This is a genomic window from Saccharopolyspora endophytica (assembly GCF_018070075.1).
In the GTDB taxonomy this organism is placed as follows: domain Bacteria; phylum Actinomycetota; class Actinomycetes; order Mycobacteriales; family Pseudonocardiaceae; genus Saccharopolyspora; species Saccharopolyspora endophytica.
Genome location: NZ_JAGPXE010000019.1, coordinates 85377 through 97475 on the forward strand (window position 1 = coordinate 85377; position 12099 = coordinate 97475).

The window sequence follows — 12099 nt, forward strand, 5'->3', positions numbered from 1 at the left end:
ATGAATTTCGCAGGTCACGGGCGCCTGATAGGTCGGGTTTCCCGTCGAGGAGGAGTCAGCTTGAACACGCCGTCGTACTTCGCGCCTGCCGGTGGTCTACCGCCCCAGACCGATCTGCTCACCGACCGGGCGATCGTGACCGAGGCCTACACCGTGATCCCCCGCGGCGTGTTGCGCGACATCGTCACCAGCAACTTCCCCGGCTGGACCCGCACCCGCTCCTGGGTGCTCGCCAAGCCCGTGCAGGGCTTCGCCACCACGTTCGCCCAGTACATCGTCGAGGTCGGCCCCGAAGGCGGCAGCAACAACCCCGAGCCCGAAGCCGGTGTCGAATCCGTCGTGTTCCTCATGACCGGCGAGCTGGACCTCACCATCGCCGGCACCCGCCACCACCTCGAACCCGGCGGTTACGCCTACCTGCCCGCCGGAGCCGACTGGTCGGTCACCAACCCCGGCGACTCCCCCGCGACGTTCAACTGGGTGCGCAAGCCCTACGAGTTCGTCGACGGCATCTCCGCGCCCGAGCCGTTCGTGACCCGGGAGCAGGACATCGCGCCGACCCCGATGCCCGACACCAACGGCGCCTGGGCGACCACCCGCTTCGTCGACCCCGACGACCTCGCCCACGACATGCACGTCAACATCGTCACCTTCCAGCCCGGCGGCGTGATCCCCTTCGCCGAGACCCACGTCATGGAGCACGGCCTCTACGTCCTGGAGGGCAAGGCCGTCTACCGCCTCAACGGCGACTGGGTGGAGGTCCAGGAAGGCGACTTCATGTGGCTGCGGGCCTTCTGCCCCCAAGCCTGCTACGCGGGCGGCCCCGGCCCCTTCCGCTACCTGCTCTACAAGGACGTCAACCGCCAGATCCGCCTGACCTGACGGCGGTCCCCTGGTGGTGCAGCAGGAGCCACTCGCCGGCGTGGCGGACCCACACCGAGGTCCGCAGCGCCGACGCACCGCGGTAGCGGGTGGTGCAGGTCAGCAGGATCGCGTCGGGGCCGAGCCGCGTGGGATGGAAATCGGACGCCTCGATCCGCTCCTCACCACCGCTGCTCGCCTCCGTGGCCCGCACGATCGATTCCCGATCCCACACCACCCCGGAAGCCCCGAACTCCCGGAACTCCGGATGCAGCAACGCCCGAACGGCCTCGGCATCCCCCCGAACCCCGGGCTCCTGCAACCGAAGCTCCCGCGCGATCACTCCACACCGCACCCCTCCCCGCCGGTCCACTCCAGATTACGGCGGTGATCCGACAGGAACACCGGTTCACCGCAGCAACCCGGGAACCCAGGGAGCGAAACGCGGTGAAACCTCCAGACGCGGAGTGGTCACCCGACCTCCCGGATTTCAGTGGAAATCCGGTTTCCGATTTCCACTGAAATCCGACGGAGGATTTCCACTGAAATCGGGGGACCCAGCCGGGGACGGAACCGGGACCGCCGGTCGGAGCACGTGGTCCTGACTCCGGCGCCACCGAATGACCCCCCCGGAGGCCACTCGCACCGAAGACCCGACGTTCCCGAACGCGGTGGGTCCGGTCAGGTGGTGGTGGGGTTGAAGGCTTCGGTGCGGGGTGTGCCGTCGTAGTGGGTCGTGGGGAGGCCGAAGAGGGTGGCGAGGGTGGGGGCCACGTCTGCTGTGGTCGCAGGGGCCGGGGACGAAGTGCCTCGGCGGATGGTGGGGTGGCCTCCGGTGATGAAGAACGGGATGGGTTCGGTGACCGGGTGGCCGTGGTTGCCCGGGATGGGGTTGGAGACCAGTTCCGGGTCGGTGAAGCGCCAGCCCTCGTCGCAGTAGGCGACCAGGTCACCGGCTTCCGGGCCGAGGCGGAGTTCGGCGGGGTCGTGGACGGACAGCACGCCCTCGGTGGCCTCCGCCAGTTCGCGCATGCGCTGCACGGCCGCGGGGCGTTCGGCGTCGGGGCCGGTGAAGTACAGCAGTTCCGCGCCACCGTTCTGGGCGATCTCGGTGCGGCCGGTCAGCACCGGGTCGGCGTCGAGGACCGGGCGGAGCGAGATCACGCGATGCGGCAGCGACCAGTCCATCGAGTGGTCGGCGAGGACCAGCAGCACGCTGCTCTCCCACCGCCCGGTGCTGCGCAGGTGGTCGACGAAGCGGCCCACCTGGGCGTCCGCTGAGGCCAGCGCCGCCGTGCGGGCGGCGCGCAGCGTGGTGCCGGTCAGGTCGGTGTGGCCGACGCGGTCGACGTCGCCGAAGTTCGCGAACACCAGGTCCGGATCCGCGCTGTCCACCACGGACACCAGCGCCTCGGCGGTGAACGCGTCCGGCGCGTGGCCGCTGATCGGCACGATCGGCTCCGGCTCCCAGCGAACCGTCGCCCGGGTGCCGAAGATGCCGTGGAGGTACTCCTTGCTCAGCACGCTCCCGGTGACCTTGCCGTGGCCGCGCAAGAGCTCCAGCAGCGTCTCGGCCCGCAGGTCGGAGGCGCGGTCGAGGGTCCGGACCTGGCCTTCGGCGCGGTCGAACACCGAGTTGGCCGGGACGCCGGTGCGGTCCGGGCGCAGGCCGCTCATCATCATCACGTGGTTCGGGATCGTCTCCATCACCGGCAGCGATCGCGCCGCCGGGAACGACGTCCCGCTCTCGCGGAGCTCGTGCAACCGAGGGGTGAGCACCGAACTGATCTCCTCGGGCCGGCACCCGTCGACGACCAGCGCGTAGGCGCGCAGCTGCTTGGCGTCCGCCGCCCAGGCGGCCGGGGACGACGCCGACAGCAGCACACCGGCACCGGCGGCGCGCAGGAAGCTGCGGCGGTTCAGCGCATTCACCGGATTCCCTCCGAAACCTGGTGCACCTGCTGGCTTCCCGCGGGCACCTCGAACGAGACGGTGCGCTGGGCACCGGTGGACGGCCGGGTGCGGTCGTCCAGCGCGAACCAGTCCATCTGGACGCGCTCCGCGGTGACGTCCAGGACCGAGAACCCGTGCGAGTCGAAGTCCAGGTGCTTCACGTGCGGGTTGTTGGCCCGGATCGCCGCCTCCACCGCCAGCGAGGCGGTGCGCGGCGGGACGCGCAGGATGTCGTCGAGGTTGTCGCTGGTCACGGATGTGCACACGAGCTCGGTGCCCACGGAGTTGCGGTCCAGCGGGTAGGTCGCGGGCGAGTGGGGCAGTTCGGCGGCCCACGCCGAGTGGATGTCGCCGGTGAGGAAGACGGTGTCGGTGATCCCCCGCTCGTGCAGCAGGCCGAGGACCTCGTCGCGGTCGGCGGTGTACCCGTCCCACTGGTCGACGTTGTAGGGCAACCCCTGGATCTCCGGCGTGCCGGTGAGCTCGCCGATGGCGCGGCGTTCCTCGACCGACAGCGTCGAGGGGAACCGCACCGGCGCGATCATCACCGGGTTGCCGATCAGCTTCCACTGGGCCGTGGAGTTGGCGAGGCCGCCGGTCAGCCAGCGCATCTGCTCGTCGCCGGTGATGGTGCGCGCCGGATCGCCGATCCCCGGATCCAGCGGCGTGGCGACCTGCCGGCTCCGGTGGCTGCGCAGGTCCAACATGGACAGTTCGGCAAGCGTGCCGAAGCGCAGCCGCCGGTGCAGGGCACCGCCGGGTTCGTAGCGCACCGGCATCCACTCGGCGTAGGCGCGCTGCGAGGCCGACCTGCGGTCGGTCCAGGAACCTTCAGCGCCCTCGGTGTGGTTCTCGGCTCCACCCGCCCACGCGTCGTTGGCGGATTCGTGGTCGTCCCAGGTGACCACGAACGGCACCGAGGCGTGCAGATCGGCCAGGTCGGGGTCGGTCTTGTACTGGGCGTGGCGACGCCGGTAGTGCTCCAGGCTCGTCATCTCCACCGGCGGGTCGTGCGGGCGCACCACGACGTCGCGGGCCTGGAACTCGCCGGGCGCGTACTCGTACAGGTAGTCACCGAGGTGGAGCACCGCGTCGAGGTCGCCGCGCGCCGCGAGGTGGCGGTAGGCGGCGAAGTGACCGGCCTGCCAGTTCGAGCAGGACACCACCCCGACCCGCAGCCGCTGCAGCGGTTCGTCCGCCGCGGGCGCGGTGCGGGTGCGGCCGGTCCGCGACACCTCGCCCAGCGCCCGGAAGCGGTACCAGAGCCACTGCCCGGCGGGAAGACCGGCGACGTCGACCTTGACCGTGTGGTCGCGCCACGCCCCGGTGATCAGCGAGCCGCGCGCGAGCACGTTCGCGAATCCCTCGTCGGCGGCGACCTCCCAGTCCACGGCGCAGGCCGCGCCGACGCCGGAACCCGGCAGCGCGCCCGGATCCGGGGTGACCCGCGTCCAGAGCACGACGCCGTCCGGCGTCGGGTCGCCGGAGGCGATGCCGTGGGCGAACACCGAGCCGGAGGCGGATGCGGTGGCGGTCAGCCCACCGATGCTCATCGCACCGGCGAGCACCCCACCGGCCTTGATCAACGACCGACGGCGGATCTGCGACATGATCCGAAAAATGTCACCCCGACGAGTGCGTGTACACCCGTTCGGAGGAACGTTATCGTCCTGTTCACAGACCTGCCGCTTGATCGACAACTCCCCCGGCGAGGAACCCGGCCCGTCACTCCAGGATCGCGGTGGCCTCGATCTCGACGAGGTGTTCCGGGACGTCGAGCGCGACGATGCCGAACAGCGAGGCCGGGGGCACCGGCGCGGTGCCGAGCGCCTCCGCCGCTCGGGCGATCCCGTCGAGGACCTGGGGCATCTTGTCCGGGGTCCAGTCCACGACGTAGAAGGTCAGCTTCGCGACGTCGTCGAAGGTGCCGCCGGCCGCCTCGAGCGCTTTTCCGACGTTGAGGTAGCACTGCGCGATCTGCCCGGCCAGGTCGCCTTCCGCGACCGTCGCGCCCTCGGCATCCCAGGAGACCTGGCCGGAGATGTGCACCAGCCTCGTTCCCGTCGCGATCGAGACGTGCCGGTAAATGTCGACCTCGGGCAGTCCGGGTGCGTTGGTCAGGGTGATGGCCATCGCGGGCTCCTCGCTCTCTTGTGGTTACTGGGGAACCGTAGGAGAGTGAGCGCTGACGTGGAAGAACGCACTTTTTCGTTACTGAGGAACCTCATGGTGACCAAGCAGTTCAGCGGCTCGGCGGACGAAGCCGATCTGCGGCGGGCGGATTCGCTGGCGCGGGAGATCTTCTCCGACGTCGCCAACAAGTGGGCGCTGCTGATCATCGAAGCGCTCGGTGATCGCACCCTGCGGTTCAGCGAGCTGCGGACCGAGGTCGAGGGCATCAGCCACAAGATGCTCACCCAGAACCTGCGCATGCTGGAGCGCAACGGGCTCGCCGAGCGGACCGCGCACCCCACCGTGCCGCCGCGCGTCGAGTACGCCCTCACCGGGCCGGGCCGGGGTCTGCTGGCGACCGTCGACGCCATGTGCGAGTGGACCCACCGCCACATCGCCGACATCGACGAGGCCCGCCGCCGCTTCGGCGGCTGAGGGCGCCCGCGGAGGCGGCCCGTCCGCTTCGCAGCGGCGTTTGCGCGGCTGAAACACCTGGTCACAGGGCATCTGCAGCAGCCCTCTCGCCAGGTGAACGCAAACGCTTGCGCATGAGACTCAGGCCACAGTACATTCCTCGCGATCTGGACAGCGGGTCGATCGAGGGAGGGCCAGTGGTCGGCATCGAGGAGGTCGCGCGGCGAGCCGGTGTCTCGCCGTCGACGGTGTCGCGCGCGCTGCGCGGGCGCTCCGGGGTGTCGGACCGCACGCGGCAGCGCATCGCCGAGCTGGCCGCCGAACTCGACTACTCGATCTCCCGCTCGGCGTCCGGGTTGGCGACCGGGCGCACGCTCTGCATCGGCGTCGTCGTCCCGTTCGTGTGGCGGTGGTTCTTCGGGCAGATCATCGGCGGCGCCGAGCAGGTCCTGCGGGCCGCCGGCTACGACCTGATGCTCTACACCGCCGGGGACGTCGAATCCCGCGAGCGGTTCTTCCGCGAACTGCCGGTGCGCGGGCGGGTGGACGCGGTGCTGGTGCTCTCCATGGACCTCACCGAGCAGGAAGCCGACCGGCTGCGCGGGCTGGACATGCCGCTGGGCCTGGTCGGGCACGACGCCGAGGGGTTCAGCTCGGTGCACATCGACGACCGGCTCGGCACCCGGCTGGCCGTGCAGCACCTGATCAACCTCGGGCATCGCGACATCGCGATGATCCAGGGACTGGAACCGAGACCGCTGGGCGCCGTCGCGCCGATCATCCGCCGCGAGGCGTTCGTGCGGACCCTCCACGACAACGGCGTCGAACAGCGCCCCGAGTGGATGGTTCCCGGCGAGTTCTCCATCGCGGGCGGTGAGCGCGCCATGGACCGGCTGCTCGCCGAAAGCCACCAGCCCACTGCCGTTTTCGCCTACGCCGACGAGCTCGCCATGGGCGCGTTGCGCTCGCTGCGCCGGCACGGGCGGTCGACGCCGGAGGACATGTCGATCGTGGGTTTCGACGACCACGAGATGAGCGAGTACGTGGACCTGACCACCGTCGCCCAGCCGGTGCGCGCCCAAGGGGCCACGGCAGCGCGATTGCTGATCGACCAATTGGAATCGAACTCCCGCGAAAGCACCGTCGTACCCGTTCCGATCGAACTCGTGGTGCGCGGTTCAACAGCTCCTCCGCGCAGAAGCGCGGAATGGTGAGGAGATGACGAAGGAGGCTGGTAAGCGCAGGTGAGAGCCTGCCGTTCGCTGGCGATCTGAAATCGGGCGCCTCGCGCCCGGCGCAATTCGACGAATCGAAGACCGAACGACCGCACGATGCCACTGGATCGATCCGGTGCATCGCGCGGCGGAGCCCCGTGCGCTCGATGAGTCCTCAATGGAGAGTGACATGAGACAGAGAAACCGGTTAGCGATCGCCGCGGTGCTGACGTGCACCGCCGCACTGACCGCCGGCTGCGGCGGTTCGGCCACCAACGAGCCCTCGGCGGCGCTCGAAGGCCGCGGCCCGATCACCTTCGTGGCGGGCAAGGACGAGGAGAGCGTCAACCCCAAGATCGTCGAGGCGTGGAACAAGGCGCACCCCGACGAGCAGGTCCGCTTCATCGAGCTCTCCTCCTCCGCCGATGACCAGCGCCAGCAGATGGTGCAGAACGCGCAGACCAAGTCCGACGCGTTCACCGTGCTCGACCTCGACAACGTCTGGACCGCCGAGTTCGCCGCGAACCGCTGGATCACCGCACTTCCCCAGGAGCAGTTCGGCATCGACCAGTTCGTGCCGACCACCGTCGAGACCTCGCTGTACCGCGACCGCCTCTACGGCGTTCCCGCCACTTCCGACGGCGCGATGCTCTACTTCCGCGAGGACCTGCTGGCCAAGGCCGGTGCGCAGCCCCCGACGACGTGGGACGAGATGCGCCGGGTCTGCGACAAGGTGCTCGCCCTGCCGGAGGCCGCCGGGATGTCCTGCTTCGCGGGGCAGTACGAGAAGTACGAGGGGCTCACGGTCAACTTCGCCGAGGCGGTGCAGGGCGCCGGTGGCGTGATCACCGACCCGAGCGGCAAGCCCAACGTCAACACGCCCGAGGCCAAGCGCGGTCTGGACGCGCTCATCGAGGGATTCCGCTCCGGGACGATCCCTCGCGAGGCGATCACGTACAAGGAGACCGAGACGCGGCGGGCCTTCATGGAGGGCAAGATCGTGTTCAGCCGCGCCTGGCCGAGCCAGTACTCGCACGCGGCCAAGACCGACGGTTCTTCCGGCGTGGCGGGCAAGTTCGACGTCGCGCCGCTGCCCGGCGTCTCCGGTCCCGGCGTGTCCAGCCTCGGCGGGCACAGCCTGGCGATCTCCTCGTTCGCCAAGAACAAGGCCACCGCGGTCGACTTCATCAAGTTCGCCACCGCCCCCGAGCAGCAGCGGCTGCGGCTGGACCAGGGTTCGCTGGCGCCGACCCGCAGCGCGCTCTACGACGACCCGTCGATGCAGGCCAAGTACCCGTACCTGCCGCTGCTGAAGAGGTCCATCGAGGGCGCCGAGCCGCGTCCCCGGGTGGTCAAGTACGGCGAGGTGACCGACGTGATCCAGGAGCACGCCTACGCGGCGTTGCGCGGCGAGAAGTCCTCCGAGCAGGCGCTGGCCGATCTGCAGGCCCGGCTCCAGGAGCTGACCGGACAGCAGTGAGCGCGCGGGGCGGCGCCGGTTCGCGGCGCCGCCCCGGGACTCGGGGAGGTAGATGATGACGACAGAAGTGGAATCCGCCGCCGCGCCCTCGTCCGGGCGCCTCGCGGCGCACGATCGCCGCAGGCGGAGGTCGCCCCAAGCCGCCGCCGTCGCGCGACTGGCCGGGATGCTGGTGTCGCCGACGTTGCTGGTGCTCGGTCTGGTGGTGGTCTACCCGATCGTCGCGGCGCTGCGGCAGTCGCTGTTCACCGAGGGCCAGGGCGTCGACGCCGAGGGGTTCGTGGTCGAGGGCGAGCAGTTCGCCGGGCTCGGCAACTACGCCGAGGTGTTCGCCGGTCCCGCCGCCGCGCGGTTCTGGAACGCCCTGTGGAACACGACTTTCTTCACCACGACGACGGTGGTCCTGGAAGCGGTGCTCGGCGTCGCGATGGCGCTGATCATGCACCGGGCGTTCCGCGGGCGCGGTCTGGTGCGCGCGAGCGTGCTGGTGCCGTGGGCGATCCCGACCGCGGTCTCGGCGCTGCTGTGGCGGTGGATCTTCGCCTCCGACGGCGTGGTCAACGCGATGCTCGGAACGCAAGTGCTCTGGAGCGCCGACGGCGGACCGGCGAAGCTCGCGGTGATCGTGGCCGAGGTGTGGAAGACCGCGCCCTTCGTGGGTCTGCTGGTGCTGGCGGGACTGCAGGTGATCCCGCGCGACGTCTTCGAGGCCGCGCGGGTCGACGGCGCCACCGCCTGGCAGCGGTTCGCGCACATCACGCTCCCGCTGGTGCGTCCCGCGCTGCTGGTGGCGGTGCTGTTCCGGATGCTCGACTCGCTGCGCATGTTCGACCTGCCGTTCGTGCTGATCGGGCAGCAGAAGGAATCGGTGGAGACGCTGTCGATGCTGGCCTGGCAGGAGGCCACCAACGTGCGGTACGGGGCCGCGGCGGCCTACGCGACGATCATGTTCTGCTACGTCGCCGTCGTGGCCTTCGCCTTCGTCAAGCTGCTGGGCGCGGACCTGCTGGGAGAAGCGCGCTCGCAGGTGAGAACCGCCCGGAAGAACCGAAAGGCGGTGGCGTGATGACCTCTTCGGCCCGACCCTGGAAGCGCTGGTTGCCGCACGCGGGTGTCGCGGTGATCGTGCTGTACTGCCTGGCCCCGTTCTACTGGATGACCGCCACCGCGTTCCGCCGGCCATCGGACCAGTTCGACCTCAGCCCGCTGCCCGCGGTGTGGTCGCTGGAGAACTTCCGCGCCGTCTTCGCCCCCGACGTGGGTTTCGGATGGGCGCTGCTGAACAGCCTCGTGGTCGCCTCGGTGACCACGCTGCTGACGCTGGTGATCGGCATGACGACCGCCTACGCCCTGGCGCGGCTGCACTTCCGCGGCAAGAACGCGGTGCTGGCGCTGATCATCGCCTGTTCGATGTTCCCGGGGATCTCGCTGATCGTGCCGCTGCTCAAGCTGTTCACCGACATCGGCTGGATCAACACCTACCAGGCGATGGTGCTGCCGAGCCTGTCGTTCGCGCTGCCGCTGGCGGTGTGGAACCTGACGACGTTCTTCCGCCAGATGCCGGTGGAGCTGGAGCAGGCGGCGATGGTGGACGGCTGCACGCCCGGTCAGGCCTTCCGCAAGGTGATCGTCCCGCTGGCGGCGCCCGGCGTGTTCACCACGGCGATCCTGACCTTCATCATGGCCTGGAACGAGTTCATCATCGCGCTGACCATGGTCAACGAGAAGGAGATGCAGACCGTCACGGTCGCCATCTCGAAGTTCGTCGGCGCGCAGGGGCACGAACAGCCCTTCGGCACCCAGATGGCAGCGGGCGTGATCGTCACCGTACCGCTGGTCCTCGCCGTGCTCATCTTCCAGCGCCGCATCATCGCCGGCCTGACCTCGGGCGGGCTCAAATGACCGGAATCGGAGAGGGAGAACCGTTGCAGCACAAGCACTCTGATGAAAAGCCGTGGTGGCGCGACGCGGTGATCTACCAGGTCTATATCCGCAGCTTCGCCGACGGTGACGGCGACGGGATGGGCGACATCGAGGGCATCCGGTCGAAGCTGCCCTACCTGCGGGATCTGGGCGTCGACGCGTTGTGGATCAACCCGTGGTACCGCTCGCCGCAGGCCGACGCGGGCTACGACGTGGCCGACTTCCGCGACATCGACCCGCGCTTCGGCACCCTCGCCGACGCGGAGAAGCTGATCGCCGACGCCCACGAGCACGGGCTGCGCATCATCCCGGACATCGTGCCCAACCACACCTCCGACCAGCACCGGTGGTTCCAGGACGCGCTGGCCGCCGAGCCGAGCGCTCCGGAACGGCAGCGCTACGTCTTCCGACCCGGCCTGGGCGCCGACGGCGATCGGCCGCCGAACAACTGGCGGTCGGTGTTCGGCGGTCCCGCCTGGACCCGGGTGGCCGACGGCGAGTGGTACCTGCACCTGTTCGCACCCGAACAACCCGACCTGAACTGGGCGAATCCCGAGGTCCACGACGAGTTCGCCGACGTCCTGCGGTTCTGGTTCGACCGCGGCGTGGACGGCTTCCGCATCGACGTCGCCCACGGCCTGGTCAAGGACCCGGAGTTGCCGGACCTGACCGGCGAACCGGACGAGCGCCTCGCGCACCCGCACTGGGACCGCGACGAGGTGCACGACATCTACCGCCGGTGGCGCCGCATCGCCGACGAGTACCCGGGCGAGCGCAAGTTCGTCGCCGAGGCGTGGGCGCCGTCGCCGCAACGGCTCGCCCGGTACCTGCGGCCGGGTGGTCTGCACACCGCGTTCAACTTCGACTTCCTGAAGTGCCCGTGGAGCCCGGAGCGGATGCGCGAGGTCATCGACTCGACGATGGCGAGCCTGACCGCCGTGGGCGCACCCCCGACGTGGGTGCTGTCCAACCACGACGTGCCCCGGCACGTGACCCGGTACGGCAGGGAGACCGCGTGGGTGCCGCACGACCAGCGGGCGATCGGCGAGGACGAGCTGGTCCTCGACGAGCCCGACCTGGCACGCGGGACCCGCCGGGCGCGGGCGGCGGCGCTGCTGATGCTCGCGCTGCCGGGCGGCGCCTACGTCTACCAGGGCGAGGAGCTCGGGCTCCCCGAGGTCGAAGACCTCCCCGATGAGGCCCTGCAAGACCCGATGTGGGAGCGCTCGGGTCGCACCGAGCGGGGTCGCGACGGCTGCCGAGTGCCGATGCCGTGGTCGGGTTCGACGCCGCCGTTCGACTTCGGCCCCGCCGGGTCCGCGGAGCCCTGGCTCCCCCAGCCGGCTGACTGGCGCGACCGCACCGCCGAGGCGCAGGACGGCGCCGCCGCCTCCACGCTGGAGCTCTACCGCGAGGCCCTGCGCCTGCGGCGCGAGCTCGACGCGCTGGGCGAAGGCGGGATGCGCTGGCTGGACTCCCCCGGCGGCGTCCTGGCGTTCCGCCGCGAACCCGGCTTCACCTGCGTGGTCAACATGTCCGGCGCCCCCCAGCCGCTACCCGACCACGACCGGATCCTCCTCACCAGCGACGACCTGACCGACGACCACCTCCCCACCGACACCGCCGCCTGGCTGGCCGACTGACAACCCACGGGCCTCACAACCCTGGTCCCCGGTCCCGGCAACACCACCCGGATTACCGCCGTAATCAGGCCCCCGAATACTCCCGTATTCCGACACCCGATCACGGCGGTCTTCCGGGCACCGGATCCACCAGCGCACTCAGGTCATCCCACCGGAACCCGACACGTCGTCCACCCGGACACCCACCACCACCTCCCCGACCGGATTTCCACTGAAGTCCGGTCCCGGATTTCCACTGAAGTCAGGGACCGGGTTTCCAACGAAGTCCCGACCGGCCGGATTTCCACTGAAGTCCGCAGCCGGGTTTCCACTGGGCCTGTCTGATTTTTCGTGGGTGAGGCGGTGGTCGGTTTCTAGTTGAGGCTGATCCGGTCGCCGTAGAACATCACGAGGGTGTTCAGGGCCTGTTTCCAGCCGTGCGTTCGCCCGGTGACGTTAC

The 12099-nt window shown here is 69.8% G+C and carries 11 protein-coding genes; 7 read left to right on the top strand and 4 right to left on the bottom strand.

Going from position 1 to position 12099, the window contains the following annotated elements; translation table 11 throughout:
• Window positions 1–60: 60 nt before the first annotated feature.
• Window positions 61–882 (top strand): bifunctional allantoicase/(S)-ureidoglycine aminohydrolase, encoded by an 822-nt coding sequence (locus KBO27_RS31395; RefSeq protein ID WP_246538606.1) that lies wholly within the window; start codon window positions 61–63, stop codon window positions 880–882.
• On the opposite strand, the gene KBO27_RS31400 is transcribed toward KBO27_RS31395, so the two are convergent.
• From KBO27_RS31400 to KBO27_RS31415, 4 genes are all read right to left on the bottom strand, one after another.
• Entirely contained in the window at window positions 857–1204 is a 348-nt protein-coding gene (locus KBO27_RS31400) for a nuclear transport factor 2 family protein (protein ID WP_307870725.1), read from the bottom strand. The two genes, KBO27_RS31395 and KBO27_RS31400, sit on opposite strands and share 26 nt — an antisense overlap.
• 338 nt (window positions 1205–1542) lie before the next feature.
• A complete protein-coding gene (locus KBO27_RS31405; RefSeq protein ID WP_210973486.1) occupies window positions 1543–2793 on the bottom strand; it encodes an alkaline phosphatase family protein in 1251 nt (416 codons plus the stop codon).
• Entirely contained in the window at window positions 2790–4424 is a 1635-nt protein-coding gene (locus KBO27_RS31410; protein WP_210973487.1) for an alkaline phosphatase D family protein, read from the bottom strand. Before KBO27_RS31410 ends, KBO27_RS31405 begins: the two co-directional genes overlap by 4 nt.
• Window positions 4425–4539: 115 nt before the next feature.
• Complete coding sequence (locus KBO27_RS31415; RefSeq protein ID WP_210973488.1) at window positions 4540–4947, bottom strand: RidA family protein; 408 nt, start codon at window positions 4945–4947, stop codon at window positions 4540–4542.
• Between the two features lie 93 nt (window positions 4948–5040).
• Here KBO27_RS31415 and KBO27_RS31420 point away from each other — a divergent pair, with 93 nt between their 5' ends.
• From KBO27_RS31420 to KBO27_RS31445, 6 genes are all read left to right on the top strand, one after another.
• Window positions 5041–5421: a winged helix-turn-helix transcriptional regulator gene (locus KBO27_RS31420; RefSeq protein ID WP_210973489.1), complete on the top strand. Its 381-nt coding sequence runs from the start codon at window positions 5041–5043 to the stop codon at window positions 5419–5421.
• A gap of 176 nt (window positions 5422–5597) precedes the next feature.
• Window positions 5598–6614 carry a LacI family DNA-binding transcriptional regulator gene (locus KBO27_RS31425; RefSeq protein ID WP_210973490.1) on the top strand — a complete coding sequence of 339 codons (1017 nt, stop codon included), beginning with the start codon at window positions 5598–5600 and terminating at the stop codon, window positions 6612–6614.
• A 190-nt stretch (window positions 6615–6804) separates the two neighbouring features.
• On the top strand, window positions 6805–8094 hold the full coding sequence (locus tag KBO27_RS31430; RefSeq protein ID WP_210973491.1) for an ABC transporter substrate-binding protein: 1290 nt from the start codon (window positions 6805–6807) through the stop codon (window positions 8092–8094).
• Between the two features lie 55 nt (window positions 8095–8149).
• The gene (locus KBO27_RS31435; RefSeq protein ID WP_210973492.1) at window positions 8150–9160 is read left to right on the top strand and encodes a carbohydrate ABC transporter permease; all 1011 of its coding nucleotides are present in this window, start codon (window positions 8150–8152) and stop codon (window positions 9158–9160) included.
• Window positions 9160–9996: a carbohydrate ABC transporter permease gene (locus KBO27_RS31440; RefSeq protein WP_210973493.1), complete on the top strand. Its 837-nt coding sequence runs from the start codon at window positions 9160–9162 to the stop codon at window positions 9994–9996. The genes KBO27_RS31435 and KBO27_RS31440 overlap by 1 nt, the downstream gene beginning before the upstream one ends.
• A gap of 23 nt (window positions 9997–10019) precedes the next feature.
• Window positions 10020–11660: a glycoside hydrolase family 13 protein gene (locus KBO27_RS31445; protein ID WP_246538609.1), complete on the top strand. Its 1641-nt coding sequence runs from the start codon at window positions 10020–10022 to the stop codon at window positions 11658–11660.
• The last annotated feature ends 439 nt before the right edge of the window (window positions 11661–12099 follow it).